Consider the following 25,731-nt stretch of genomic DNA (forward strand, 5'->3'; position numbering starts at 1 on the left):
TATCTGAAAGCGATTACTTTTGCAAAAAGTTGTTAATTCAATTGAACTTGACCATTTACAGAGACAGCTGCATCTGCTACTTCAGGAGCTTTAAGTTCAAGGATAGCTTGACCAACCTTTACATCGCCTTGAGCAATTTGCTTAATAGCGTCAAAGTCCTTTGAGTTAGTAACTACCATAGGAGTTGTTACAGGATAGCCAGCTTTTTTTAATCAAATCAATATCAAACTTAACTAATGGTTCGCCGTCTTTAACTTCTTGATCTTTCTTAACTAAAGTATCAAAACCTTTACCTTGAAGGTTAACTGTATCCATCCCAATATGCATTAGGATTTCTACACCGGTCTTAGTCTTCATACCGATTGCATGACCAGTTTCAAAGGTCATAATAATCTTACCGTCTGCAGGTGCATGAAGTACACCATCAGTTGGTTCAATAGCAACACCTTTGTCCATTGCGCCACTTGAAAATACATCATCTTTAACTTCTGAAAGTGGCATAATTTTACCATTTTCTGGACTAACTAAAGTTGAGGTAGCAACTTCTGGAGTTGCCTTTAAAGTTTCATTTACTTTTTCTTTTTCGCTTTGCTTTTTATCATATTCTGCGTCAACTGATTTCTTACCAAAGATCATTTGTAATGTGAAACCAACGATAAATGCAACTACACCGGCAATAATTACACCGATAATTTGAGTCATTGAACCACCCTTAGGGTTAATGTAGGCAGGAATTGCGAAGAATCCCATTGAAGGTAAAATATATAAAACTGAGTGGAAAGCACCAATGATTGCACCAGAAACCGCACCACCAATACAACTTAAAACAAATGGACGTTTTCTTGGTAAGGTAATACCATAAATAGCTGGTTCAGTTACACCAAAGAGGCCTGAGAAGAATGCACCAGTAGCAGTTTCCTTAAGTTTCTTGTCTTTGGTTTGTTTAATGATTGCTAAAACAACACCAATTTGTGCGTAGCAGACCATGCAGGTCATCTACCTGAAAAGCCACCTTCTTTTAATACAGCATCATAAACATCGCAACTTCATTTCCGATAACCACTTGATATTGCCCACCAGCTTTAACAACTGTTACAACACCATCAGTGTTCTTTAAGGCATCATCGTCAGCTTTTTTTCATCTTTTAATTTAAAACGTAAACGTGTAGCACAGTGCACTACGCCATTAACATTATCTTTACCACCAACATCTTTAATGATGGTTTTAGCTAATTGATCATAGTTCTTAGCCATGACTCTTTCTCCTCAAAATAAAAACCCAAGCTACTTAAAAACTAGAGAACACAAATAGTGTTCAACGTCTTTCAGTAACTTGGGTTCATGCCTAATTCTCTTAGTAACATAGCCCATCTTCGAATGTAAGTAAGTCACAATTCGTTCTGCCGTATCGTAGGCTTTATTATATTTGATCTTCATAAACGATAATAATGAAGGATCTAGCTTTTGATTTGGATTCGGTTAATTTCTAAGCAACCTAACTAATAGTATCCGTAAGTGTGTGATAAAACGGCTATAGTTAAAAGAATTCGTATCTAGAGTAAGTTTATATTGGAACTGAATAATACTAATAATGCCGCTGATCAAATTAGTGATCTGCATTGTTTCCTGGACTTGCACATCGTCAGAGGCTGCGTTAACTAAGTGATATGTCATAAATGTCGTTTCACTTTTAGCGATTTAACGTTGAGCTCTCTGTTGATTAACGCGATTACTTTTTTGAAATTGCATATTCCTTGGGAAACAAATTCTTAACCTCCCAGTTATTATTTGCTGGGTCGATATCAATATGATCATTAATTCTGGTTACAGCAAAATCAATATGATCGGCTAAGGCTAAGTATTGATAATCAGAAAATTTAGCTTGTAGAAGCGGTTCAACTAGCTTCACAATTTGATTAGTTACATCAATTGTTTGGGCTGTAAACTCCTTAACTTGTTCTACTTCATTTGACTGCTCAGTTGTCACAAAACAGCGTTCAATTTTCGATTGATCAACATCTTGACCTTTTTTAAGACCAAAACCAATTCCTTTACCTAGAACTATCTTTTCTGTGCCATCATCCTCTACTAAAGCAGCACTATTATTAAATGCTTTTAGAAATTTCATCACGAATCACCCTTAATCATCTGAGCTATAAAAAAAGCTACTACAAATAAGATTATACCCTAAACGTATACTATCTTACTGTAGTAGCTTAGACCTGATCGAATCAGTAATCCGCTCACTTACAGTTATTATAATAGCCAATTTTGTAAGCGGTATCAACAATATTTTGTTAAAAAAGCAAAATGACGTAAAATTAAATAAAAAGAAGTGAGGGACAATAATGAAATTCGTACTAGCACCCGATTCATTCAAGGAAAGCATGACAGCTAAAGAAGTTTGTCAGGCAATGGAAAATGGCATTAGAAAAGTATTGCCAGACGCAAAAATTATTTCGGTTCCCATGTCTGACGGCGGTGAAGGCACAATGGATTCTCTAATTGATGCCACTAACGGTCAAAAATATGCGGTTAAAGTTACCGAACCATTAGGTACACCAGTAACAGCTCATTATGGCATTTTGGGTGATCAAAAGACTGCAATCATTGAAATGGCAGAAGCCAGTGGCCTTTCCTATGTGCCACAGGATAAGAGAACTCCTGCAACTATTAAAAAAACTACTACTTTTGGTACCGGTGAATTAATCAATGCTGCTTTAAAGCACGATGTTACGCGAGTCATCATTGGCCTTGGCGGCAGTAGTACTAATGATGGTGGTAGCGGCATGGCCCAAGCAATTGGTGTTAAATTCTTTGACCATAATGATCACGAAATTACTCAAAAATTAGGTGGCGGCGATTTAAAACAAATTACCAGAATTGACACGATAGATATTAACCCCAAAATCAAAAAGACTAAGTTTTTGCTTGCTAGCGATGTAACCAATCCTCTGACAGGAACGAATGGTGCCTCTTATGTCTTCGGTCCCCAAAAAGGTGCGGACCAAGCAACAGCTAAAGAGTTGGATGAAAATTTAAGTCACTACGCAAAAATTATTGGTCAAAATATAGCACAAACTCCTGGTAGCGGTGCAGCTGGCGGTTTGGGTGCCGGTCTGTTGGCTTTTACTCATGCCAAAATCTATCCTGGCGTTAAGCTAGTTGCCAATGAAGTACACCTAGCTGAAAAAATAAAAGAAGCCGACTATGTTTTTACAGGTGAAGGCGGAACTGATTTCCAAACTCAATTCGGTAAAACACCATACGGTGTGGCTCAAATTGCTAAAAAATATGACGTCCCAGTTATCTCACTTGCTGGTTATATTGGTAAAGGAATTGATCATCTCTATGACAAAGGATTCACCGCTATCTTTGGTATTTTGGCCAAGGCCGAAAATATTGATCAAGCTTTAAAAGATGGGCCGCAAAATGTTGAACGTACTACCGAAAATGTCGTTCGTTTGATCGCCAAAAAATAAAAGGATGAGCAAAGCTCATCCCTTTATTTATCCTCCTTTAGCTTTTTGATTAATCCTTCGCATCCCTTATAAATCTCTTGATATGCCGTATCAAAATCATTGGTGTACCAAGGATCATCAACATCGTCATATGAACCAGCGAATTCCAATAGCTTATGCTCTTTTCTTTGCGCATCCCCACCGGTAATTCGATTCATATCAGCGAAGTTTTCTTCATCCATACAAATTAAATATTCATATTCATCGTAATCTTTTGCTGTCATTTGACTGGCACGATGGCCACGGTCATAAGGCATTCTATTCTTTTCAAGTTCTCGTTGAGCACGTGGATCAATTCCTCTACCCAATGCATCTTTTGTCGTCGCCTTTGATTCAGCAACATACTGATCTTCTAACCCATTTTGCTTGATTAGATATTGCATAATTGCCTCTGCCATAGGTGAACGACAGATATTGCCATGACAAACAAAGAGAATTTTTTTCATTTCTTAACTTTCACTTCTTTCGTTACTTTTAAAAGAATCGGCCATAATATGGTAGTTGCTAAACCAACTATCAAACCAATCCAAACGCCTTGAGACAAGGTTACTCTAAGACCGCTATATACGTTAGCCTGCAGTACAGTTGTAATATCATTTGCGGCAATCCACAGGGCCATAAATGAACCAACTGATGCTATTGCGAGTGGAACCGACGCCGACGCACGACCAAAAGCAATTAGAATCGCTGCCAAAAGGAACAATAATGCAACCACGAAGATTGAATACTCATAAATAGAAATTGCGTGATAGACTTCGTCGGATTTTTCCTTTAATTTATGGTTGATTTGCTTGACCATATATTCATTAATTATTTCTTCCAGCTTGGTTTTACTAGATAAATTAAGATCTTTAGGCGTCAGTTTGCCTTGTTCATTATATTTTTCGCATGCTCGATATAAGTCTGCATAAGACATTTCTACCTGATATTTTTTAGGCAGTTGCTTTAACAGCGTTTGCTCTAATCCAGACACCTCTAAGAACCTAACCCCATCTTTTAAATTAGGATTATCTGAATCAGCTACGACTCGATTTATGACTGCTTTTCCCATCGCTTGCGTATCATCAATTTTTAAACTGATTACGCTCGTTAACAACAAGAAAAAGGAAACTGCTGTACAGATTACCATAAGTACACGCAAAATAATCTTTTTCATATTCTTCATCTAATGTTCTTTTCTAACATTTAAAAAATAAATTTATCAATTGCATAGGCTATACCAGCTTCATTATTACTCTTGGTAACGAAATCCGCTTTTTCCTTAATTTCATCAATTGCGTTGCCCATGGCAACCTTCTTAAAATCAGGATTCTTAAACATGGACATATCATTGCCCTGGTCACCAAAAATCATGACTTCATCATCTTTAATGCCCAATTTTTGTGCTAATTGATGAACGCCTCGACCCTTTGAGGCTTCACGCTTATTGATCTCTAAAATCATTGGATCACTACGTGCAACATTATAATCCTTTAGCCACTCAGGAATATTCTGTTCCAATCTATCTAATTTATTTTTTGGTCCAGTATATTCAGCCTTAATAAACTGAAAATCTGCTGGAACTTCATCAAAATCCTTAACCACAAAAGGCGCTCCACTGACAGCAGACATTTTAGCCATTTTAGTAGATAATCGTCTGTCTAGCGTCCAATAATCATGTTCCTTCATAAAATGAAGGTTCACGCCTGGATTTTGCTTTTGCAGCTGAATAAACTTTCTAAATTCATCATAATCGAATTGATGACTAATTAAGACATTACCCGAAATAGATTGAACTAAGCCACCATTATAGAGTACCGCATAGTTGTCATCGCCATTTATCGCTAGTTCTCCCATGTAAGGAATAACTCCAGGCAGCGGTCTACCAGATGCAGGTACAACCTTTATTCCAGCTTCATCCGCTTTTTTTAAGGCCTGTTTGGTCTCTTCGCCAATCTGATTATTTGATTGTAAAAGAGTGCCATCCATGTCGACCGCAATTAATTTAATCATTTTATACCTGCTTCTGTTTACAATACAAACTTCTTAATCGCCTTAGCAATACCATTATGATCGTTATCATCAGTCACATAATCTGCTTTTTCTTTAATATCACTAATTGCATTGCCCATCGCAATTTTCATGAAGTTAGGATTTTCAAACATCGACAAATCGTTGCCTTGATCGCCAAATACCATGACATCTTTTTGGTTAACTTTAAGACGTGAGGCTAGGTCCATTAATGCATTACCTTTGGAAGCACCCAATGCATTTAATTCGATAATACTATCAAAACTACGTACGATATCATAAGAATCAAATGCCCATGATGGCAAGCTGTTCCATAATTTATCCACTTGGTCGCTACCTTCAACAGAAGTGAAGCCCACTTTATTGAAAGTAAAATCTTGTGGAATTTCTTTGCGCTCTCTAACCTTAAGTACGTTATTAGTCAAAGCCGCATTGATTTGCATTTGGACAGATAAATCACGGTCGCAGGTTAAGAAATACTTGGTAGTTTCAAAATGTACATCAACATGACTTAAACGTTGGAAACGAAGCATATTATTAAAGTCTTGATAGTCAAGTTCTTGACTCATTAATACACGACCGGAAAGACTTTGAACCACTGCTCCGTTAAACACGATGGCATACTGATCATCACCAGATAATCCTAATTGCTGTGTAAATGGCAAAGTACCTGAAAGAGGTCTACCAGTGGCCAAGACAACTTTAATGCCATTTTCAGAGGCAACTCGCAAAACTCTTTCTGTCTCAGGCAAAATAAGATTTCCACTTGATAATAAAGTTCCGTCTAGATCAACCGCGATTATTTTAATTGCCATTTCTATTCCCCCTCGACCTTTTAAAAATCACACATCTTTAATTATACAAAAAGCCGTGAGCTAACTCACGACTTTTTATTCACAGGTATTTTGTTTAATTATTTAGTACCCATTTCTTTTTCAACAACCTTAACGATACGGTTTACGTATTCATCGGTTTCTTCTTGAGTTGGGCCTTCTGCCATAACTCTAAGAAGAGCTTGAGTACCTGAAGGACGAACAAGTACACGACCATTGCCGTCCATGTCTTTTTCTACTTCAGCAATTACATCAAGGATTGGTTGGTGCTTCTTCCAATTCTTCTTGTCAGTAACCGGAACGTTTACTAAGCATTGTGGGTAGTCCTTGAAGTCTTTCAAAAGTTCGCTCAATGACTTGCCAGTCTTCTTCATTACTAGCATCAAGTGAAGACCAGTAAGCATACCATCACCGGTGTTGTGGTAGTCGCTCATAATAACGTGACCTGATTGTTCACCACCAAGGTTGTAACCATGTGCACGCATTTCTTCTGAAACGTAACGGTCACCAACTTGGGTACGAACATTCTTAAGCCCTTCCTTTTCAAGAGCCTTAGTAAATCCAAGGTTACTCATTACAGTAGTAACGATAGTATCCTTCTTAAGACGACCGTGTTCAGCTAAGTATGAACCGATTACGTACATAATGTGGTCACCGTCAACTTCGTTACCATTTTCGTCGACAGCGATACAACGGTCGGCATCACCGTCAAAGGCTAAACCAAGTTGTGCACCTTGCTTAACAACTTCTTTTTGCAAGTTTTCGGTGTGAGTAGCACCACAGTGGTCGTTAATGTTCAAACCATTTGGATGAGTGTAAATAGTAGTAAAGTCAACGCCACAGTCAGCAAACAATCTTGAAATAAGAGCACTTGAAGCACCGTTGGCACCATCAATAACAACCTTAATGCCGCCTAAGTCTTCTGGAATAGTGTTTTCAATAAATTGTAAGTACTTAGCACTACCTTCGTGGAAGTCAGTAACAGTACCTAAACCTTCAGCAGATGGACGAGGAAGTTTGTCTTCTTTAGCATCGATTAATTTTTCTATTTCGCCTTCCATTTCATCTGAAAGCTTCAAACCATCGCTCCCAAAGAACTTAATACCGTTGTCTTCAACTGGGTTGTGAGAAGCAGAAATTTGCACACCAGCATCTGCACCTTGTGCACGAACCAAGTATGAAAGACCTGGAGTGGTAATTACGCCAACTTCAAGAACTTCAATACCTACTGAAAGAAGACCTGAAATAAGTGCGTATTCAAGCATTTGACCAGAAATACGAGTATCGCGAGAAACTAATACCTTAGCTTGTTCACCATCTTTTTTGTTCTTGGTTAAAACGTAACCACCGTCACGACCTAATTTAAAGGCCATTTCTGGAGTCAAGCCTTGATTTGCTACGCCACGAACACCATCAGTTCCAAAATATTTTAACATCTAATAAACAACCTTTCTTGCTATTTTATTAATTGCTTGAGTTTTTAACCTTAATGGATATTTGTACTTCCGCAGGATCAGCTCTTGCAACTCCCTTAGGCAATACCAAAGGATAATTTCTTACAGTTGACGAATCAATACCCTTTAAATCGACGTCCACATTTAGCTGATTGATTTTCGCTAAAACGGATTTTTGTCCATATAAAGTTACCTGATCTCTTTTAGCCGTTACGGAATAGACCTTATTATTCTTTTCATTCTTAGGTCTTAGATTCAATTTAACAGTTTTCTTAGATAGTGAAACAGGAAGTTTTGCAGTTGCAGTCGAAGGAGTAATGACCGCATTTAATTGTCTTCCCTTATTATCTTCAGCAACCAAAATCACTTGTCTTTCATAAGTGTGATTAATACCATTAGGAAGCGGAAGCTTAGCAACAATTTGATCAATTTGGTTTACTTCGCCCTTAGCACCGGTTACCTCCACTTTTTGTGGATCAACTGTGGGCTTGCCAATATTATATCCATTTGCAACAGCATTTTTATTATACTCTATTTGAACTGGCATGGTACGGGATTTTCTTTGTTCAATATCCACATTAACCGTTGCCGGATTAATCGTATATGATAATTGACTATTAAGTCCAGTAACTTGCACCTTAACGGTCTGCTTGCCTATTTTTCTATGAGTCAAATCGATGTAGGCTCTGAAACTCTGCGTGTTAACCGTTGAAGTAACTAATGCATTAGATCCTTCCAAAGTGATCTTCACTTTTTCTGGATAGCCAACAACATAATACTTGTCTGTATCAATTGAAACTTGCAAAGGTACACTGATTGTTTGAGTTTCATTGGCTGTTTCCCTTGTTTTTCTCGGTTCGCCTTGCGTTACAAAACCAGTTTGCGTTGAGTCAATATAAATTACCAATAAAATTGCAAATAGTAGTGAGACCACTTTAATAAACCAACGGTTATTCCAAAAATCTTTCATCGGTCTGCACCCCATTTCCAAACTTTGTTAATTACACGCTTGTACCAAGGAATCTTCTTTTCTTCCTTAGGAACCAATTGCGCATTGAGGTACTTCAGATATTCATCTCGTGAAAGGTCTAAAAGAAAACGACCATTCTTAGTAATAGTTACGCCACCAGTTTCTTCAGAAACAACGATAGTAACAGCGTCCGTTACTTCTGAAATCCCGACGGCAGCCCTGTGTCTTGTTCCCAATCGCTTAGGAATCATACTGTTGTCGGACAAAGGCAAATAGGCAGCAGCTACGGCGATGCGATTATTGTTGATAATTACCGCACCATCATGCAGAGGAGTATTTGGAATGAAAATATTGATTAATAATTCTCCCGTAATATCTGCATCCAGCTTAATCCCGGTTTCAATATAATCATCCAATCCTGTGTCCTGTTGAATTGTGATCAAAGCACCAATTCTTCTTTTGGACATATATTGAATGGCTTTATCCAATTCTTTGACCATTCTTACTGATTGATCATGTGGACTTTCGCCTCGTCCATTAAAAATTGGAGTTCGACCTAAACGCTCCAGCCCTCTACGAATTTCAGGCTGGAAGATGACAATAATTCCGATTACCGCCCACGAAACAATCTGATCGACGATATAGGTTACGGCACGCAGCTGGAGTAATCCTGCTACAATTCTAACGATGAAAATGAAAGCAATACCTTTAGCTAGTTGCACTGCCTTGGTACCGCGAATCATCATAATCAAGCGGTATACCAAATACCAAATGATTAATACATCTAACGCTATCGACAGGTTGTTCCATGTAAATAGATTAGAAACATCAAAATGCATTGAAAACTCCTTTCTTCTTTAATTATAACTAACCTCTTTTATCGTGCATACATTTTAAATTCTAAAAATAGATCATTATATTCTTGCATCTTTTTTGGACCTAAATCTTTAAAGACTTGCAAGTGACGCAACGTAGTTTGATCAGGGTAAAATTGACGATCTTCTCTAATATACTTAGGCAACAATTTTTGAGCAGCTACGTTTGGAGTGGCATAGCCAACATACTTGGCATTTTGTGCTGCATTCTTTGGCTCTAGCATGAAGTTAATAAACTCATAAGCGGCCTTTTTATTTTTAGCCGTTTTAGGAACAACGAAGTTATCAAACCACAAATTTGATCCCTCTTTTGGCACTACATAATGCAAATGGTGATTGCTTTCCATCATTTCGTGCGCTTCCCCTGACCAGGTAACACCAATTGCAGCCTCATTTTGGATCATGTACATTCGCATTTCATCCGAAATAATCGCCTTAATATTAGGACCTAATCCGTCCAATTTAGTTTGGGCTAAATTCAGTTTCATGCTGCTAGTCGTATTCATTGAATAGCCTAATGATACTAGTGACATACCCATTGCATCCCTAGCTGAATCAACTAGCAAGATCTGATGACGATATTTCTTTGACCAAAGATCATTCCAAGTTTTAATTGCACCTTTTTTGACAAATTTATCATTGTAGACGATTCCTAAAGTACCCCAGAAATATGGTACTGAATAGTCATTTTCTGCATCAAATGATTTATGCAAAAAGTTTTTGCCAATATATTTCATATTAGGAATTTTTTGCTTATCTAATCGATCAAGCAAGTGAGCTTTACGCATCTTGGTAACCATATATTCAGATGGAATGGTCAAATCGTATGCGGTACCACCTTGTTTAATCTTAGTGTACATCGCTTCGTTAGAATCAAATGTTTCATAAACCACATGATAACCAGATTGCTTCTCAAATTTCTTGATCAGCTTAGGGTCTAGATAATCACCCCAATTATAAATGATTAAGCTTTGGCCTTTTCCTCCGGCAGCCGGTTTTTCTAAGTGATGAGCCAGACCAGCAAGACCTAAGCAAACTAAGAGAATTGAAATGATTGCAATGAAAATCTTTTTCATTTGACCAATCCTCCTATCACTCTATGATTCTTGCGTCTGCTCTTTTTAGTGGTGATAAAGTAATAAGTTCCTACCAAAAGTAATACGAATAAAAACATCACCGTACTTAAAGCATTGATTTCTAGATCGATCCCTTGGCGCGCTCTTGAATAAATTTCTACAGACAAAGTTGAAAAGCCGTTACCAGTAACAAAGAACGTTACCGCAAAGTCGTCTAGCGAATATGTCAATGCCATGAACATGCCTGAAAAAATTCCTGGCATAATTGCCGGAATGAGCACGTTGCTAAATACCTGCCAGGAGTTGGCACCTAAATCTCGTGCCGCATCAATTAAAGAGGTATCCATTTCATTAAGTCGCGGCAGAACCATCAACACTACAATTGGAATTGAAAACGCAATGTGACTGAGCAAAACTGAGCCAAAGTTTAAGCCAATACCCAGTGCAGTGAAGAAGATCAAAAAGCTGGCACCAATAATTACATCTGGCGATACCATCAACACATTATTTAATGCTAAAATAGTTTTTCTGTGTGCTTCTTTTCTCATACCATTAATCGCAATTGCACCAAAAGTACCAATGATCGTTGCAATTAAACTAGAAAGAAGTGCTAACAAAATTGTTTCCAAAAAGATAGCCAACAAACGATTATCTTGAAAAAGCGTTTGATAATGAGCAAAAGTAAAATGCTCAAATTTATTCATGTTCTTTCCACTAGAAAAAGAAAAGTAGATCAAATAAAAGATAGGAACATAGAGCAAAACTAGTGTCAAAGATAGGTAGACTCTAGCAATTAAATGTCTGTTTCTCATAAGTCAACCTTCTTTCTTCTAGCTTTTCTACTGGTAATGAGCATGGCAATTACCATCAATACAATCAAAATTACGCCAATCGTCGCACCCATATTCCAGTTCATGGTGGTCATGAAATACTCTTCAATTGCCGTACCTAAGGTAATAACACGGTTACCACCGATTAATCTGGTGAGCATGAACAAAGATAGCGATGGGATAAAAATCGCCTGAACACCGCTTTCTACGCCTGGACGAGATAGTGGCCACAATACGTATGTAAATGTTTGCCAACGACTGGCACCCAAATCTTCTGAGGCTTGAATAACGGCCGGATCAATCTCTTTAATCGCATTAAAAATTGGCAAAATCATAAATGGAATTTCAATGTAGGTTGCTACAAAAATAAAAGCAAAATCCGTAAAGAGAATATTTACCGGTCCAATCCCAAACAACTGTAGAAATTTATTAACTAGGCCGTTGTTACCTAAAATTCCAATAAACGCATATGCCTTAAGAAGCAAATTAATCCAAGTTGGCAAAATGATCAGCAGCAGCCATAACTGTTGATTTTTCATTTTGGTTAAAAAATATGCCGCTGGATAAGATATTAGTAAAGTAATCAAAGTTATCAACAACGCATACCAGAACGAATTAAGCATCATGCGCAAAAAGGTACTATTCCTAAAGAATGCGGCATAATTATTCAAAGTAAAACTTCTGTTGCTATCCGTGAATGAATACCATAAGATCAACAGAATTGGCAAAATAACAAACAGGATGATCCACATCAGATAAGGAATCAAGAATAGAGCTTTCCTAGTCTTCATTTTCATCCCCCTCGTATTTCTCAATTCTGGCATCAAAGTCTGCTTGGCTTTCATTGAGACGCATTACATGGATATCTTCTGGATCAAAGAATAAGCCTATTCTTTGTCCCAGTTTTACGCCATTAGTTGAATGAATCAGCCATTCGTTTTCATCAGCATCAATTGCCTTAATTTCGAAGTGATCCCCTAAAAACAATTGCGTTTGTGCAGTAACTACAATCTTGCCCTTTTCAGGATCAACGATATCTAAGTCTTCTGGTCGAATTACGACCTCCACTTTTTCATTAGGCTTGATCCCACCATCTGCACATTTAAATTTATTATTGGCAAATTCTACTTCATAGTCTTTGATCATCCGACCAGATAAAATATTTGAATCCCCAATAAAACGAGCGACAAAATCATTAACCGGTTCATCATAAATAGCTACAGGACTACCACTTTGCTGAATTTCGCCATCATTTAAGACAAAAATTTCATCACTCATCGAAAGAGCCTCTTCTTGATCGTGCGTAACAAAAATGAAGGTAATACCCAGCTTCTTTTGAATCGCTCTTAACTCAAACTGCATATCCTTACGCAATCTTTTATCTAAAGCAGATAATGATTCATCAAGTAAAAGCACCTTAGGTTCATTGACTATTGCCCGCGCAATGGCTACACGCTGCTGCTGACCACCACTAAGTTCAGAAATTTCACGGTTTGCGTAACCGTCCAGCCGTACCATATGCAGAGCATCTTTGACAGCCGGTTTAATTTCATTCATCGGCTTCTTTTTTATTTTTAAACCAAAGGCAACGTTCTCAAAAACATTTAAATGCGGAAAAAGCGCGTAATTCTGAAAGACGGTGTTGATGTGCCGTTTTGCCGCATCAAGATTAGTAATGTCTTTCCCATCAAAATAAACTTTTCCGTCAGTCGGTTGAGTAAATCCGGCAATAATCCGTAAGATAGTGGATTTGCCTGACCCGCTGGGACCAAGTAATGAATAAAACTTACCTGATTCAATTGTTAAATTTATATCCTTAAGTGCAACAAAACCATCGTCATATTGTTTGGTAATATGCTTTAACTTAATAATATCCATTTCCATCCCCATAAAAAATAGCTACAAGCTTTGCAGCCTGTAGCTTGTCTCGTAATCTATTCTATTTTTCCTTACCGATAATACGAACTTCGGTATGTAAATCTATATCGAACTTTTCTTTAATTGTCTTTTGAATAAGGTGAATTAAATTAAGGTAATCCGTTGCAGTGGCGCCACCCTTATTGACAATAAATCCGGCATGCTTAGTTGAGTCTTGCGCACCACCAATTTGTTTACCTTGCAGTCCTGCTTTAATAATCATTGGACCTACGAAGTGTCCTGTTGGACGCTTAAATACGCTACCACATGAAGGATATTCGAGTGGCTGCTTATATTGACGCAAGGCATTCAAATAATGCATGTGGTCCAAGATCTCGAGCTTGTCGCCTGGCTTCAAACTAAAGGTTGCACTTAAAACGATATCGCCATTATCTTGCACCAATGAATGACGGTATGAAAATTCCATTTCCTCATTAGAGTATGTTTTTAATTCGCCATCGCGCGTTAAAACCTTAACGCTCTCTACAACTTCTTGCATTTCACCGCCATAGGCACCAGCATTCATGAACACACCGCCGCCAATGCTGCCAGGAATTCCTGCCGCAAATTCCATGCCACTTAAACCATGATGAGCTGCTGTAAATGCTGTATCGATAATTCTTGCACCAGCATCAGCAGTTACCTTATTACCTTTTACTTCAATCTTTTTTAAGTCAGTTAAAATTATAACTAAGCCATCAATTCCGCCATCGCGAATGATCAAATTCGAGGCATTACCAATAATTGTTAATGGAATTTTATTTTCACGAGTAACTTTTACTAATTTTTCCACTTCTTCGGTACTTTTAGGAAAGGCTAAATATTCAGCCGCACCACCAGTTTTGGTAAAAGTATATCTACTTAATGGAATTTGCTCTTTAATATCAATTCCTTGCTCTTTTAAATCAAGTAATTCCACAATTTTGCCTCCTAGTTTTGTTTCTTGTTTTATTTTACCGCATAAAAGGCCTAGCTTCATCATTAAAAATGTTATACTTTTTCAAAAGGAGAATCTTATGAACTTTATTGCAATGGACTTCGAAACAGCTAACCATTATCCTGAAAGTGCCTGCTCACTCGCCTTAGTTATGGTTAGAAATACTGAAATCGTTGACCGTTTTTACACGGTAATTAATCCACAAATGCCGTTTGATGCACGTAACATTCAAGTACACCAAATTACAGCGGAGGATGTTAAAAATGCCCCAACTATGGCTGAAGTTTGGCCTAAAATCAAAGGACTATATCAACCCGGCATGCTCGTGGCAGCTCACAATGCTAGATTTGATACTAATGTCATGCGCCAAAGTTTGGCTCGCTATAATATTTCTGAGCCGCATTATTTAGTAATCGATACTTTGGCAACTAGCAAAAAATTTGAACCGGAATTACCTAACCATAAATTAGATACGGTATCTGACGCACTTGATGTTGAATTATGGCATCACCATAACGCTCTAAGTGACAGCGAAGCCTGTGCAGGTATTTTGATTAATCAAGAAAAGCAATTCGGCGATGAAGCTATCAAGAATTTAATTTATCAAATTTAGAAAGAAGCATTTCATGATTATAAAAAATACGATTTATGGTGATAAAACTGGATTACTTGATCCTAAAGTTAAAGCAAGGCTAGATCCTAATCATCTTTATAGTGAAAAGAATATTGAACATCCCGTTACGTTAGACAACCTGGACTTCAAGTCTATGCGTGGTGGCTATCCTGAAATTAAAACTGATAATTTAAGAGTTGCAGAAAATGATATTTTAATTCCATTAGATAATCATGCTATTCCTGCTCGAATTTACACACCTGAAAGAACTAATGGCAAATGTCTAATTTTTGTTCATGGCGAGGGCTTTTATGCTGGAACACTTGATAGTTTCAATCCTCGATGTAGATATTTAGCAGATGCAGGTGACTTTATCATTGTTTCATGAGCATATCGGTTAGCTCCAGAAACTCCATTTCCAGGTGCCTATCTTGATATTAAAAATTCGATTGATTGGATTATGACTCACCAAAATAAAATTGGTTTTAATGATACACAAATTTATATGACCGGCGATAGTGCTGGTGGTGAGCTTTACGCTGCCTGCGGTTTAACAGACAACAAGCATCAAATTCGTCATCTTTTTCCAATGTATGCAGCTATAGATATTACTGACACTAGCAAGACAATTTATCATTGGCAATATTCTGATTATGACATGGATCCCACCGATGAACCTTTTATTCACGCTCGTCTAAACAAATTTATTTATGTTAATAATGTCATTCGTTTGCTTTATCCTGGCATTGAGAATGTCGAAAATCCTTTAATCAGTCCTGTTTATTCGCATGACTTTAGCAAATTTCTAGATATTACTATTATCGAAGCAAAATTTGACTATTATTTACAAAGTATGCCTAAAAATTACGTCAGGCCGGTAAAAATGTAGAAGAAGTCTTCTACAAAGGAATGGATCACGGTTTTCTTGATCGTTCAGGTTCATGTAATCAAAGTGAGGATTTATTACAATTAATCGCAAGCGAAATAAATAATAACTAATTTATTACACAAAAAGATCTTGAACAAGTAACACTAATACTTATTCAAGATCTTTTTTAGCAATCCTATTATCTATTATATTCTGCTAATGCGTCTTTAACCCATTCTTTGTTACGCTTACCATGGGCATTGAATTCAACCACACGCTTGGTTGAGTCCCAACTATCATCAACTCTGGTAATCGTCAATTGCAAAAATTCATCTGGCAAATCATTCATTACCAATTGTGGCCATTCAATGACTACCAAGCCAGGTTCTGCTAAGTAACCTTCCAAATCGATTGAAGATAAATCATCATTTTCCAAACGGTAAAAGTCCATATGAAAAAGCGGCATCTTAGCTTCACGGTATTCACGGACAATGGTAAAAGTTGGGCTTTTTACTGGGCGATGAATCCCAAGCTCACGTCCCAATCCTTGAGTCATAGTAGTTTTACCAGCTCCTAAATCACCATTTAGCAATAACAAATCATGTGGTTTAGCAGTTTTGGCCAAAGAAGCACCTAATTTTTGCATATCCTCAGCAGAATTAATCTCTAATTTTGTCATTAATTTTCATCCTTTGCTAGAGCTTGAGCTGCGGTAACAATTGCCAAGTCATAGATATCTTGTTCACTGCAGCCACGAGACAAGTCATTTACTGGAGCAGCAAGTCCTTGTAAAATTGGGCCAACAGCAGTAAAGCCACCAAGACGTTGAACCATCTTATAGGCAATGTTACCTGATTGAAGTTCTGGGAAAACAAAGACATTTGCATGACCAGCAACCTTTGAACCTGGAGCCTTCTTTTCACCAACAGCAGGAACAAATGCGGCATCAAATTGTAATTCACCATCACCAGGGATTTCTGGGTGATCTTTTTGGAACATGGCAGCTGCATCATGAACCTTATCTACCATTGGGCCTTCGGCGGAACCTTTAGTTGAAAAGCTTAAAAAGGCAACCTTAGGATCAATATCTGCCATCTTAGCGGTCAATGCTGATTGATAGCCAATTTCAGCTAAAGTTTCTTCATCAGGATTGATATTAATTGCACAGTCGGCAAAGATATATCTTTCATCGCCTTTTTCCATAACGAAGGCTCCTGATACTCTGTGCATCCCCTTAGCAGCGTGAATAAGTTGTAAAGCAGGTAAAACAGTGTTAGCAGTTGAATGAGCCGCACCTGATACCATCCCATCAGCTAGGCCCATTTTTACCAGCATAGTGCCAAAGTAATTGCCTTTTGCCAACTTGGCTTTAGCTTCAGCAATGCTGGTATCCTTTCTTCTAGCCTTAACAAAAGCTTCAGCCATTTCGTCTAAATCAGCGTAATTGTTTTGATCATAAATCTTTACGCCTTCAATATCTAAATTGTTGTCTGCAGCTAACTTTTCAACATCTTCTTTTTTACCAATTAAAATTGGTTCGATAATGCCATCTTTATTCAAATTTGATACTGCAGTTAAAACTCTAAGATCGTCACTTTCTGGAAAAACGATTCTCTTTTTTTCTGGTGCTGCTTCAACTTGTTTTTTAAATAATGAAAATACGCTCATTTTAATACCTCTTTTATGCTATGTCTGATTTACTTACAGTTTTTGGCAATTGCCAATCAATCGGTGTCTCACCAAATTTAACTAATGCCGCATTACAACGTGAAAATGGTCTTGAGCCAAAGAATCCACGATCAGCCGAAAATGGACTCGGATGAGATGATTTTATAATAAAGTTCTTACTTTGATCAATTAATGGGATTTTGTTTTGCGCAAATCTGCCCCATAAGATGAAAACCACCTTGCCACGTTCACTTAACGCCTTAATTGCCGTATCTGTGACATCTTCCCAGCCTTTACCTTGATGGCCATTTGCGTGTCCATATGGTACGGTCAAAACGGCATTCAAAAGCAATACGCCTTGATCTGCCCATTTTTTCAAATAACCATGGTTAACTGGCTGTGCACCAACATCATCATAAAGTTCTTTATAGATGTTTTTAAGTGATGGCGGAAGTGGTGTACCTGGCATGACAGAAAAACTCATCCCATTTGCCTGTCCAGGATTATGGTATGGATCTTGTCCCAAAATGACTACCTTTGTTTTAGCAAAGGGAGTTAATTTGAAAGCTGTGAATATATGATACATGTCAGGATAAATTTGCTTAGTAGAGTATTCTTCTCTTAGAAAGTTATGAAGTTCGTGATATTTCTCACTTGCAAAGACTGGATCTAATACTTGATCCCAATCATTGCCAATTAATTCTTTAGCCAAGTCTTACACCCTCTTTTCTAATCCTCTTTATGGTATCATTAATTTAACAGTAATTGGGAGGAAATTTATGATCAAATTAGTTGCTTGCGATTTAGATGGTACTCTTTTTAATTCAAATATGACCGTTTCAGAAGCAAATGCTCAAGCTGTGAAAAATGCACAAAATAATGGAATTGAATTTCTGATTGCGACGGGTCGCGCCCCACGTGAATCACGTTCTATTTTAAGAGATGCAAATTTGCATACTGGCTTTATCAACCTAAATGGTGCTCTAGTATTTAACGAAGCAGGTCAATTAATGGTCAAACACAGTATCCCTACTCAGAAGGCCATCCAAATTGTTAACCTCCTTCATAAGGCTGGATTTTACTTTGAAGTCGTTACCGAAAATCAAGTTTATAGTGAAAACTTAGAGCAACGAATTACTAATGTAGCGCACTTGATGGTTGATTTAAATCCTCTTCTCGACTTCCGTCAAGCCGTCGCAATTTCTGCCGGTAATAAAACAATTATGAATATGAAGCAGGTTCCTAGTTTTACGGAATTGCTGGCTGATCCCGAAATCGAAGTGATGAAATTTATTGCTTTTGATTCACGCGGACACGAAGCTTTTGCCGATGTAAAAAAAGAAATCGCCGAATTAGGCGACCTAGTTATTACCTCTAGCTCATCTTCAAATATTGAAATTAATGCGGACGAGGCACAAAAGGGGCTGGCATTGCTGGATTATGCCAAATTGAAAAATATTAAAAAAGACGAAATCGCCGCTATTGGAGATAATCTAAACGATGAAAGCATGATTCGCGCAGCAGGTGTCGGCGTAGCAATGGGCAATGCGATTCCTTTAATAAAAGACATCGCTCAAGTTACCACCAAGAATAATAATGAAGATGGGGTAGCCTATATTCTTAATCAATTTATTAAAGATAATCAACAAAAATAGAGGTGAAAAATATGTTGTTTTGGTTAGAGCTTAATCAAGAAAAGGATTACGGCCAAATACCTGTCATTGCTTCTAATGGTCAGGTTAAATTCTTTATTCAAGGCAACCTAGATAATCCCAATCATACTCTTTATTTGAATGATATAAATAATAAGGAAGTGGGCCGTCTTTTTTCTGACGGTGCTGGTCTGATAGCTTCTTTTACCATTGATGTGGTAAACCACTCTCTTGTTGGCGTAAAAAAATTAAACACTCCTAGCACCAATATTTTTTATCTCACTCAGCTTAACTACGTCGTAACTGGTAGTATCAAACATGGTACTTATACCTTTAGATCTGGTATCAAAAAGGTAGCCAATGTTAAAACCATGATGGGTGATAAAGGTGTTGTATTGACGTGCGAAATTAATAAGCCAGAGGATGTTCCCTTTATCCTCTTAACCTCTATTTTATTTACTCAATGGCATGTCACGCCACTTAAACTTCCAACCTTCCCACCAATTAATCAAAAGTTCGAAATTAATCCTAATTAACACAAAAAAGCAGTTATAAAAATTTTTCATAACTGCTTCTCTAGAAAGTGATATAGATGTATCTTCTGCCATGAAGTTTGTATTTATTAAGTAATAAGGAATTAATAGGCAGAGACTGAATATTCAGAAGTTATAATCCGTTCAATCATAACTTCCAACTCTTCTTATACTTGGTCCTGGCCAAAATACAAGTGCTAAAGCGTTATTATTTGTCATTAAAATCGTTTACATTTCTATATTGATTGCTATTTTCACCATGATAAGCCGTTATTTAAAGGTGCAAAAAAATAGCTTCTGCATTGGCAGAAGCTATTTTATTTATGATCAAAATTAGTCTTGGTAGTTTACCAATTCTAAGTATGATTCAGGCTTAAGTGAAGCACCACCAACTAAGCCACCGTCAATGTCAGGCTTTGACATTAATTCCTTAACGTTAGCTGGCTTTACAGAACCACCGTATTGAATACGAACGTTTTCTGCAGTTTCTTCGTTGTACAAGTCCTTTACAGTTTCACGAATAGTCTTGCACATTTCTTCAGCTTGGTCTGATGAAGCAGTCTTGCCAGTACCAATAGCCCAGATTGGTTCATAAGCAATTACAAGTGAAGATACTTGTTCAGCAGTAAGACCATCTAAAGCAGCCTTAATTTGAGCAACTACCCAGTCTTCTTGCTTGTTAGCTTCACGAGTTTCAAGTGATTCACCACAGCAAATAATTGGCTTCAAGCCATTAGCAAAGATTGCCTTGGCCTTCTTGTTAATGTCTTCATCAGTTTCGTGGAAGTAGCCACGACGTTCTGAGTGACCAATAATTACGTAGTCCATACCCATTTCTTTGAGGACCTTAGGTGAAGTTTCACCAGTGTAAGCACCTTCGTCTTCAAAGTAGCAGTTTTCTGCACCGATGTGCAAGTTTGAACCCTTAGCAGCTTTTCTCAAAGCATCAAGGTCAACTGCAGGTGCACAAATAAGTGATTCTACCTTACTTGGATCTGGTAACTTGTCCTTAACTGCGTCAACGAACTCAGTAGTTTGTTCTGGGTTCATGTGTAATTTCCAGTTACCAGCAATAATTGGTGTACGACTCATTAGTCTATTATCTCCTTAACTTAAATTACTTGTCTGAAATACATGCAATACCTGGTAATTCGTTACCTTCAAGGTATTGAAGTGAAGCACCACCACCGGTTGAGATGTGGGTAATCTTGTCAGCAACTCCAGACTTCTTAACAGCAGAAGTTGAGTCACCACCACCAATAATAGTAGTAGCATCAGTTAAGTTAGCTAAGGCATCAGCAATTGCGTAAGTACCCTTAGCGAAGTTAGGCATTTCGAAAGCACCCATAGGACCGTTCCAAACAACAGTCTTAGCGTCCTTAAGAATTTCAGTGAACTTTTCAACAGTCTTAGGACCGATGTCAAGACCCATCATGTTGTCAGGAATATCGTCACCAACAACTTCACGTGAAGCATCGTTTGAGAATTCAGTTGCAGCTACGTTGTCAACTGGAAGAACGATCTTGCCGTCAGCTTCTTTCAAAAGTTCCTTAGCAAGTTCAACTCTGTCCTTTTCAAACAATGACTTACCAATCTTGTGGCCTTGAGCTGCTAAGAAGGTGTAAGCCATACCACCACCGATTAAAATGTGGTCTGACTTAGGAATCAAGTTCTTAATAACAGCGATCTTGTCTGAAACCTTAGCACCACCAAGGATAGTTACGAATGGGTGAACTGGGTTTTCAACAGCGTTACCTAAGAATTTGATTTCCTTTTCCATCAAGAAACCAGCAGCAACTGGCTTGCCGTCTTTCTTCATAGCAGTAGCAATACCAACGTTTGAAGCGTGGCTTCTGTGTGCAGTACCAAAGGCATCGTTTACAAACATGTCGCCAAGGCTTGCCCAGTATTCGCCAAGCTTAGGATCGTTACCTGATTCACGCTTACCAAAGTCATTGTCAATATCTTGGAATCTAGTGTTTTCAAGAACAACAACATCGCCATCTTTCATAGCGTTGATTGCGTCTTCAACTTCTTTACCTTCGTTTGATGGTACAAAAGTTACAGGCTTCTTAAGAAGTTCGCTTAAACGTTCAGCAACTGGCTTTAATGATAATTCTTTCTTGTCAGCATCTGACTTTACACGGCCCAAGTGACTCAAAAGAATTGCTTTACCACCGTGTTCGATGATGTACTTAATAGTTGGAAGTGCAGCAACGATACGGTTGTCATCACCAATAACACCATCTTTAATAGGAACATTAAAGTCTACACGCATTAAGACTTTCTTGCCATTAACATCAAGATCGTCAACGATTAATTTAGCCATTATAATCCTCCGATTATTTTGATATTTTTCCTTCAAAAAAAGGCGGAAGGAAGAATCTCCCTCCGCCTTCTCAATTACCACTTAACCTATAATCAGTTAAATTTAATTAATGATTAAAGAGTAGCAAAGTGTAATAAAGTACGAACCATTTGGCAAGTGAATGAGTATTCGTTGTCGTACCAAGCAACAGTCTTAACTAATTGCTTGTCACCTGCAGTAGTTACCATAGTTTGAGTTGGGTCAAAGATTGAACCAGCAGTCATGTTGATAACGTCGCTTGAAACGATGTGGTCACCATTGTATGCAAATGATGGGCTTTCGTACTTCTTCATAGCTTCGTTAACTTCGTCAGCAGTAACCTTCTTCTTCAAGATTGATACCAATTCAGTTTCTGAACCGTCTGGAACTGGAACACGTTGTGCGTGACCGTTCATCTTACCGTTCAAGTTAGGCAATACCAAGCCGATAGCCTTTGCTGAACCAGTAGTATGAGGAATAATGTTTTCAGCAGCAGCACGAGCGTCTTGTTCCTTACCACTACGTGAAGGACCATCCAAAGTCATTTGAGTACCAGTGTATGCGTGGATGGTAGTCATAGTAGCAACTTCGATACCGAATTCCTTGTCCAAAGCGTTAGCCATTGGTGCAAGTGAGTTAGTAGTACATGAAGCAGCTGAAACGATCTTGTCGTCAGCAGTCAAAGTGTTTTCGTTTACTGAGTAAACGATAGTCTTCAAGTCGTTACCTGCTGGAGCTGAGATCAATACACGCTTAGCACCTGCGTCAAGGTGAGCTTGTGACTTAGCCTTGCTAGTGTAGAAACCAGTACATTCAAGAACAAAGTCAACACCGTCATTCTTAACCCAAGGAATGTTTTGTGCTTGTGGTTCAGCGTAAACACGGTACTTCTTACCGTCAACTACGATTGAGTCATCAGTTGATGAAACTTCGTGGTTGAAAGTACCATGAGTAGTGTCGTACTTAAGCAAGTAAGCAAGCATTGCTGGAGTAGTCAAGTCGTTAATAGCAACAACTTCGATGTCCTTAGTCTTTTCGCCAAGGTCCATAATACGACGGAATGCTAAACGACCGATACGGCCGAAACCGTTAATACCAATTTTAACTGTCATAACCTAAAGTCCTCCTTAAGAACTATAAACAACATTTATTTTAAACGGGATTTTTATTTCCCCTTTAAAATCATATTTGAGGCACCTTCATCAGTAATTAACCAGGTTTGATGTGGTGCATTAGGCATATAAGCTTTGATTGCTTCAGCCTTGCGACTACCGCAAGCAAAGGCAAATATGTGGGGTATTTTGTATAGGTTCTCAAACTGCAATCCAACCTGGGTGATACGGTCGACAACCTTGCCATTTTCATCGAAGAAACACCCGAAACATTCGGTGACGGCCTTCTTTTCACGAAGTCTAGAGAGCTTAATTGAATCATAGCCTCTACGCTGTGCCATTTCTTGGGCTAACCCAATACCATGAATCACAGCATCACTTTGTGAAATATCTTGCAGGACATCTGCAATCGAAGATTCACGTATAAGCGATTTATACGCATCTGCTGAAACTTGCTCAGGCAAATATAAAGTCTTATAAGTACCTGAAGTCTTAGCAGCCATCTCTTGAACGATTGTATTACTTTGCGTTTCAACATTCTCGCCCAAGGCTCCGCGACCTGGAACAAATTCCAGTTGACGGTTATTAGCTAAATCTGGAGATAAATACTTCGCAGATTTTGCTAAAGCCGCTCCACCTAGAATTGTAACTATTGAATGTCCTAAAGGCAAGAGTAAATTCAAAGCTGAACTTAACTTTTCACCCATCTCTTCATACACACGATCTTGTAGATCAGCGTTACCAGGGACAATCAGAGTTCTATCAATTCCTAATTTCTTAGCAAGAGCTACCTCTGTTTCTCCGGCATTAAAGAGGCGGTCAATCAATGGTCCTGCATCTTTCAATGTTTTCTCGCCCTTTTCGGTTAAAAACATTCCAAAACTTTTAATTTCAATCAAGCCTAACTGATTCAAATATTCCGTTTCGGTTCTAATGTTTCTTTCCGAAAGCCCTAAATGTTGAGCTACGCTACGGCGACCAATTGGCGCATGTAACGCGATCTGCTCAAGGACAAGATACCTTTGTCGAAGAATCTTTAAGACGTCGGGAACGAGCGCTTCGAGCAAAGAAAAGTCCGAATCCATCGTTCCCTCCTTTCCCTGGGACGAATTGCGACCATGCCTGTGTCGATTTCTGTCCCAGAATACTTAAAAATATAAGAGAAACGTACATCCAACATCCATACATTTCCCAATCGACACTGTTAGTATAACAATGTATTTTTCGTAATTCAAGAAAAAGATGTGCGAATTTAAAAATGTTACAAGTTAAGTGAAATCATTTTTCTTTGCTATCTTTTTTTGTTATACTGATAGAGTCATACGGGTCCTTAGTGTAATGGATCGCACGTAAGATTCCGGTTCTTAAAATCTGGGTTCGACTCCCAGGGGACCCATCTTAGGAAATAAAAGAGCGATGAATTATTTCGATAGTTCATCGCTCTTTTTTCTTTTCTCCCATAAAAATAAAGTAAATATAAAAATATCGTAAATTGCAATAATAAATTGAACACTTATGCTGTTTGATAGATACGATTCAATTCCTTTTCAAAGATTTCATCTGGGGTATGATATGCTAAGATCTTTCTCGGCAGTGAATTGCACCAGGTTTCAATGTTAATGATGTCTTGAAGATGTCGTTCCAGTGCTCGCTGTATTGTTTTTGAAGCGTTCTAAAAGCATGCATGACACTGGCAGCGGTCTTATCGGGAATCCGCAAGATTAAAAACTCACGACTCATTCGCTCAGACAAAGTCAGCAGTACTTGATCATCTCTAGTCTCATGTCCTAAAACCAGGTCGCATTCCCAATGGCCGAACTCTTTTCGATCGTTGATCTCTTGTGGACGTTCTTCAATGCTTCGGCCAAGCTTTCTCTTATTTTTGCGGATGCGATGAATTTTAGTGTTGCGTTTTAACTTTTCGGGCAAATCACAGTTTCTGCTATCCATTAATCCTTGATCGACATAGTTATACAGGGTTCTAGTACAAACCGTTTGATTACTAGAAAATTCTCCTATAGCCAAACTGCGATTGGCACATACATCAAGCGACCAGTCGTCTTCAGAGAAATGCTTGTTAACATATTCGATAAAATCAGATTTTTTCAAGAAGTCTGATTTGCGGCCACAATGGTATCGATTAGCCTGATAAACGCTTTGACCGTGATCAGCCTTGTACCGGCTCTGTTTGCCATGATAAAGAGAAACAGTACCGCGTTTGACTTCATAGCTGATGGTAGACGGGAAACAACCAAGTTCACGTGCAATAGCTCTAAGAGAGAAGCCGTCTTTAATACGAGTTTGGATAATAACCCGCTCTTCGAATGATAAGTGTTTGCCTTTAATGCGCTGATTCATGGTAAAACATAAAGAGTCCATTTGTGACCTCCAATAGAAGTTTTTGTGGTTATTAACGTTCTATCAAACAGGCCCAGATGGGCTTTTATTTTTTACAAAGTGTTCAATTTAATTTTACAATCGGCCAATATCCAATATAAAAATATATAAGATCATT

At 38.1% G+C, this 25,731-nt stretch carries 26 protein-coding genes, 1 tRNA gene and 2 pseudogenes; 7 read left to right on the forward strand and 22 right to left on the reverse strand.

The window, feature by feature from the left end:
* Positions 1-32: 32 nt before the first annotated feature.
* Positions 33-1,254: pseudogene (locus WS44_RS01460) on the reverse strand (glucose PTS transporter subunit IIA).
* Positions 1,255-1,729: 475 nt separating this feature from the next.
* The gene (locus WS44_RS09785; protein ID WP_013641691.1) at positions 1,730-2,128 is read right to left on the reverse strand and encodes a CAT RNA binding domain-containing protein; all 399 of its coding nucleotides are present in this window, start codon (positions 2,126-2,128) and stop codon (positions 1,730-1,732) included.
* A gap of 220 nt (positions 2,129-2,348) precedes the next feature.
* Here WS44_RS09785 and WS44_RS01470 point away from each other — a divergent pair, with 220 nt between their 5' ends.
* Positions 2,349-3,482 carry a glycerate kinase gene (locus WS44_RS01470; RefSeq protein ID WP_013641690.1) on the forward strand — a complete coding sequence of 378 codons (1,134 nt, stop codon included), beginning with the start codon at positions 2,349-2,351 and terminating at the stop codon, positions 3,480-3,482.
* Between the two features lie 23 nt (positions 3,483-3,505).
* Here WS44_RS01470 and WS44_RS01475 read toward each other — a convergent pair whose 3' ends face one another.
* The 12 genes from WS44_RS01475 to murB form a co-directional block, all read right to left on the reverse strand.
* Positions 3,506-3,967, reverse strand: coding sequence for a low molecular weight protein-tyrosine-phosphatase (locus WS44_RS01475; RefSeq protein WP_046432663.1), 462 nt, complete (start codon positions 3,965-3,967; stop codon positions 3,506-3,508).
* Complete coding sequence (locus WS44_RS01480; RefSeq protein ID WP_046432667.1) at positions 3,964-4,686, reverse strand: hypothetical protein; 723 nt, start codon at positions 4,684-4,686, stop codon at positions 3,964-3,966. The genes WS44_RS01475 and WS44_RS01480 overlap by 4 nt, the downstream gene beginning before the upstream one ends.
* A 20-nt stretch (positions 4,687-4,706) precedes the next feature.
* Positions 4,707-5,513: a Cof-type HAD-IIB family hydrolase gene (locus WS44_RS01485; RefSeq protein WP_046432670.1), complete on the reverse strand. Its 807-nt coding sequence runs from the start codon at positions 5,511-5,513 to the stop codon at positions 4,707-4,709.
* 17 nt (positions 5,514-5,530) lie between these two features.
* Positions 5,531-6,346 (reverse strand): Cof-type HAD-IIB family hydrolase, encoded by an 816-nt coding sequence (locus WS44_RS01490; RefSeq protein ID WP_013437524.1) that lies wholly within the window; start codon positions 6,344-6,346, stop codon positions 5,531-5,533.
* A gap of 98 nt (positions 6,347-6,444) precedes the next feature.
* On the reverse strand, positions 6,445-7,800 hold the full coding sequence (glmM, locus tag WS44_RS01495) for a phosphoglucosamine mutase (RefSeq protein WP_046432674.1): 1,356 nt from the start codon (positions 7,798-7,800) through the stop codon (positions 6,445-6,447).
* Between the two features lie 28 nt (positions 7,801-7,828).
* Positions 7,829-8,788 carry a CdaR family protein gene (locus tag WS44_RS01500; protein WP_013437522.1) on the reverse strand — a complete coding sequence of 320 codons (960 nt, stop codon included), beginning with the start codon at positions 8,786-8,788 and terminating at the stop codon, positions 7,829-7,831.
* Positions 8,785-9,627 carry a diadenylate cyclase CdaA gene (gene cdaA, locus WS44_RS01505; protein ID WP_013437521.1) on the reverse strand — a complete coding sequence of 281 codons (843 nt, stop codon included), beginning with the start codon at positions 9,625-9,627 and terminating at the stop codon, positions 8,785-8,787. The genes WS44_RS01500 and cdaA overlap by 4 nt, the downstream gene beginning before the upstream one ends.
* A 38-nt stretch (positions 9,628-9,665) precedes the next feature.
* Positions 9,666-10,739 carry an ABC transporter substrate-binding protein gene (locus WS44_RS01510; protein ID WP_013437520.1) on the reverse strand — a complete coding sequence of 358 codons (1,074 nt, stop codon included), beginning with the start codon at positions 10,737-10,739 and terminating at the stop codon, positions 9,666-9,668.
* A complete protein-coding gene (locus WS44_RS01515) occupies positions 10,736-11,551 on the reverse strand; it encodes an ABC transporter permease (RefSeq protein ID WP_013437519.1) in 816 nt (271 codons plus the stop codon). Before WS44_RS01515 ends, WS44_RS01510 begins: the two co-directional genes overlap by 4 nt.
* Positions 11,548-12,360, reverse strand: coding sequence for an ABC transporter permease (locus WS44_RS01520; protein WP_013437518.1), 813 nt, complete (start codon positions 12,358-12,360; stop codon positions 11,548-11,550). Before WS44_RS01520 ends, WS44_RS01515 begins: the two co-directional genes overlap by 4 nt.
* Complete coding sequence (locus WS44_RS01525; protein ID WP_013641683.1) at positions 12,350-13,447, reverse strand: ABC transporter ATP-binding protein; 1,098 nt, start codon at positions 13,445-13,447, stop codon at positions 12,350-12,352. The genes WS44_RS01520 and WS44_RS01525 overlap by 11 nt, the downstream gene beginning before the upstream one ends.
* 61 nt (positions 13,448-13,508) lie before the next feature.
* Positions 13,509-14,405: a UDP-N-acetylmuramate dehydrogenase gene (gene murB / locus WS44_RS01530; RefSeq protein ID WP_013641682.1), complete on the reverse strand. Its 897-nt coding sequence runs from the start codon at positions 14,403-14,405 to the stop codon at positions 13,509-13,511.
* Positions 14,406-14,502: 97 nt separating this feature from the next.
* Between murB and WS44_RS01535 the strand changes: the two genes are divergently transcribed.
* From WS44_RS01535 to WS44_RS09795, 3 genes are read left to right on the forward strand one after another with little or no spacing between them, the layout of a single operon-like run.
* Positions 14,503-15,036, forward strand: coding sequence for a 3'-5' exonuclease (locus WS44_RS01535; RefSeq protein WP_013641681.1), 534 nt, complete (start codon positions 14,503-14,505; stop codon positions 15,034-15,036).
* Positions 15,037-15,049: 13 nt separating this feature from the next.
* Positions 15,050-15,424, forward strand: coding sequence for a hypothetical protein (locus WS44_RS09790; protein ID WP_014565684.1), 375 nt, complete (start codon positions 15,050-15,052; stop codon positions 15,422-15,424).
* 60 nt (positions 15,425-15,484) lie between these two features.
* Entirely contained in the window at positions 15,485-15,925 is a 441-nt protein-coding gene (locus WS44_RS09795; RefSeq protein WP_236945333.1) for an alpha/beta hydrolase fold domain-containing protein, read from the forward strand.
* A gap of 178 nt (positions 15,926-16,103) precedes the next feature.
* On the opposite strand, the gene tsaE is transcribed toward WS44_RS09795, so the two are convergent.
* From tsaE to WS44_RS01555, 3 genes are read right to left on the reverse strand one after another with little or no spacing between them, the layout of a single operon-like run.
* Positions 16,104-16,583, reverse strand: coding sequence for a tRNA (adenosine(37)-N6)-threonylcarbamoyltransferase complex ATPase subunit type 1 TsaE (tsaE, locus tag WS44_RS01545; protein WP_013437511.1), 480 nt, complete (start codon positions 16,581-16,583; stop codon positions 16,104-16,106).
* Positions 16,583-17,572, reverse strand: coding sequence for a phosphate acetyltransferase (gene pta / locus WS44_RS01550; RefSeq protein WP_014565682.1), 990 nt, complete (start codon positions 17,570-17,572; stop codon positions 16,583-16,585). Before pta ends, tsaE begins: the two co-directional genes overlap by 1 nt.
* Before the next feature lie 13 nt (positions 17,573-17,585).
* Positions 17,586-18,284, reverse strand: a complete 699-nt coding sequence (locus tag WS44_RS01555) for a uracil-DNA glycosylase (RefSeq protein WP_013641676.1) — start codon at positions 18,282-18,284, stop codon at positions 17,586-17,588.
* Between the two features lie 67 nt (positions 18,285-18,351).
* On the opposite strand from WS44_RS01555, the gene WS44_RS01560 reads away from it, so the two are divergent.
* Both WS44_RS01560 and WS44_RS01565 read left to right on the forward strand, forming a co-directional pair.
* Positions 18,352-19,227, forward strand: coding sequence for a Cof-type HAD-IIB family hydrolase (locus tag WS44_RS01560; protein WP_046432679.1), 876 nt, complete (start codon positions 18,352-18,354; stop codon positions 19,225-19,227).
* An 11-nt stretch (positions 19,228-19,238) separates the two neighbouring features.
* Positions 19,239-19,760 (forward strand): hypothetical protein, encoded by a 522-nt coding sequence (locus tag WS44_RS01565; RefSeq protein WP_013437507.1) that lies wholly within the window; start codon positions 19,239-19,241, stop codon positions 19,758-19,760.
* 330 nt (positions 19,761-20,090) lie between these two features.
* On the opposite strand, the gene tpiA is transcribed toward WS44_RS01565, so the two are convergent.
* The 4 genes from tpiA to WS44_RS01585 form a co-directional block, all read right to left on the reverse strand.
* The gene (gene tpiA / locus WS44_RS01570) at positions 20,091-20,849 is read right to left on the reverse strand and encodes a triose-phosphate isomerase (protein ID WP_013437505.1); all 759 of its coding nucleotides are present in this window, start codon (positions 20,847-20,849) and stop codon (positions 20,091-20,093) included.
* Between the two features lie 25 nt (positions 20,850-20,874).
* Positions 20,875-22,086: a phosphoglycerate kinase gene (locus WS44_RS01575; RefSeq protein ID WP_013641672.1), complete on the reverse strand. Its 1,212-nt coding sequence runs from the start codon at positions 22,084-22,086 to the stop codon at positions 20,875-20,877.
* 113 nt (positions 22,087-22,199) lie between these two features.
* A complete protein-coding gene (gene gap, locus WS44_RS01580) occupies positions 22,200-23,216 on the reverse strand; it encodes a type I glyceraldehyde-3-phosphate dehydrogenase (protein WP_013437503.1) in 1,017 nt (338 codons plus the stop codon).
* A 53-nt stretch (positions 23,217-23,269) separates the two neighbouring features.
* Positions 23,270-24,301 (reverse strand): sugar-binding domain-containing protein, encoded by a 1,032-nt coding sequence (locus WS44_RS01585; RefSeq protein WP_013641671.1) that lies wholly within the window; start codon positions 24,299-24,301, stop codon positions 23,270-23,272.
* A gap of 239 nt (positions 24,302-24,540) precedes the next feature.
* Here WS44_RS01585 and WS44_RS01590 point away from each other — a divergent pair.
* A tRNA-Arg gene (locus tag WS44_RS01590) sits at positions 24,541-24,612 on the forward strand.
* A 117-nt stretch (positions 24,613-24,729) separates the two neighbouring features.
* Here WS44_RS01590 and WS44_RS01595 read toward each other — a convergent pair.
* Positions 24,730-25,595: pseudogene (locus WS44_RS01595) on the reverse strand (IS30 family transposase).
* Between the last annotated feature and the right edge of the window lie 136 nt (positions 25,596-25,731).

It is taken from the genome of Lactobacillus sp. N54.MGS-719 (genome assembly GCF_000980505.1).
Classification (GTDB): Bacteria; Bacillota; Bacilli; order Lactobacillales; family Lactobacillaceae; genus Lactobacillus; species Lactobacillus amylovorus.

Coding starts and splice junctions, on each gene's coding strand:
- gap (WP_013437503.1), bottom strand. CDS start 23,216: ATGACAGTTAAAATTGGTATTAACGGTTTCGGCCGTATCGGTCGTTTA.
- WS44_RS01515 (WP_013437519.1), bottom strand. CDS start 11,551: ATGAGAAACAGACATTTAATTGCTAGAGTCTACCTATCTTTGACACTA.
- WS44_RS01490 (WP_013437524.1), bottom strand. CDS start 6,346: ATGGCAATTAAAATAATCGCGGTTGATCTAGACGGAACTTTATTATCA.
- WS44_RS01510 (WP_013437520.1), bottom strand. CDS start 10,739: ATGAAAAAGATTTTCATTGCAATCATTTCAATTCTCTTAGTTTGCTTA.
- WS44_RS01520 (WP_013437518.1), bottom strand. CDS start 12,360: ATGAAGACTAGGAAAGCTCTATTCTTGATTCCTTATCTGATGTGGATC.
- WS44_RS01525 (WP_013641683.1), bottom strand. CDS start 13,447: ATGGATATTATTAAGTTAAAGCATATTACCAAACAATATGACGATGGT.
- pta (WP_014565682.1), bottom strand. CDS start 17,572: ATGAGCGTATTTTCATTATTTAAAAAACAAGTTGAAGCAGCACCAGAA.
- tpiA (WP_013437505.1), bottom strand. CDS start 20,849: ATGAGTCGTACACCAATTATTGCTGGTAACTGGAAATTACACATGAAC.
- WS44_RS09790 (WP_014565684.1), top strand. CDS start 15,050: ATGATTATAAAAAATACGATTTATGGTGATAAAACTGGATTACTTGAT.
- WS44_RS01470 (WP_013641690.1), top strand. CDS start 2,349: ATGAAATTCGTACTAGCACCCGATTCATTCAAGGAAAGCATGACAGCT.
- cdaA (WP_013437521.1), bottom strand. CDS start 9,627: ATGCATTTTGATGTTTCTAATCTATTTACATGGAACAACCTGTCGATA.
- glmM (WP_046432674.1), bottom strand. CDS start 7,800: ATGTTAAAATATTTTGGAACTGATGGTGTTCGTGGCGTAGCAAATCAA.
- WS44_RS01575 (WP_013641672.1), bottom strand. CDS start 22,086: ATGGCTAAATTAATCGTTGACGATCTTGATGTTAATGGCAAGAAAGTC.
- WS44_RS01565 (WP_013437507.1), top strand. CDS start 19,239: ATGTTGTTTTGGTTAGAGCTTAATCAAGAAAAGGATTACGGCCAAATA.
- WS44_RS01500 (WP_013437522.1), bottom strand. CDS start 8,788: ATGAAAGATTTTTGGAATAACCGTTGGTTTATTAAAGTGGTCTCACTA.
- WS44_RS01475 (WP_046432663.1), bottom strand. CDS start 3,967: ATGAAAAAAATTCTCTTTGTTTGTCATGGCAATATCTGTCGTTCACCT.
- WS44_RS09785 (WP_013641691.1), bottom strand. CDS start 2,128: ATGAAATTTCTAAAAGCATTTAATAATAGTGCTGCTTTAGTAGAGGAT.
- WS44_RS01585 (WP_013641671.1), bottom strand. CDS start 24,301: ATGGATTCGGACTTTTCTTTGCTCGAAGCGCTCGTTCCCGACGTCTTA.
- tsaE (WP_013437511.1), bottom strand. CDS start 16,583: ATGACAAAATTAGAGATTAATTCTGCTGAGGATATGCAAAAATTAGGT.
- WS44_RS01480 (WP_046432667.1), bottom strand. CDS start 4,686: ATGAAGAATATGAAAAAGATTATTTTGCGTGTACTTATGGTAATCTGT.
- WS44_RS01485 (WP_046432670.1), bottom strand. CDS start 5,513: ATGATTAAATTAATTGCGGTCGACATGGATGGCACTCTTTTACAATCA.
- WS44_RS01560 (WP_046432679.1), top strand. CDS start 18,352: ATGATCAAATTAGTTGCTTGCGATTTAGATGGTACTCTTTTTAATTCA.
- WS44_RS01535 (WP_013641681.1), top strand. CDS start 14,503: ATGAACTTTATTGCAATGGACTTCGAAACAGCTAACCATTATCCTGAA.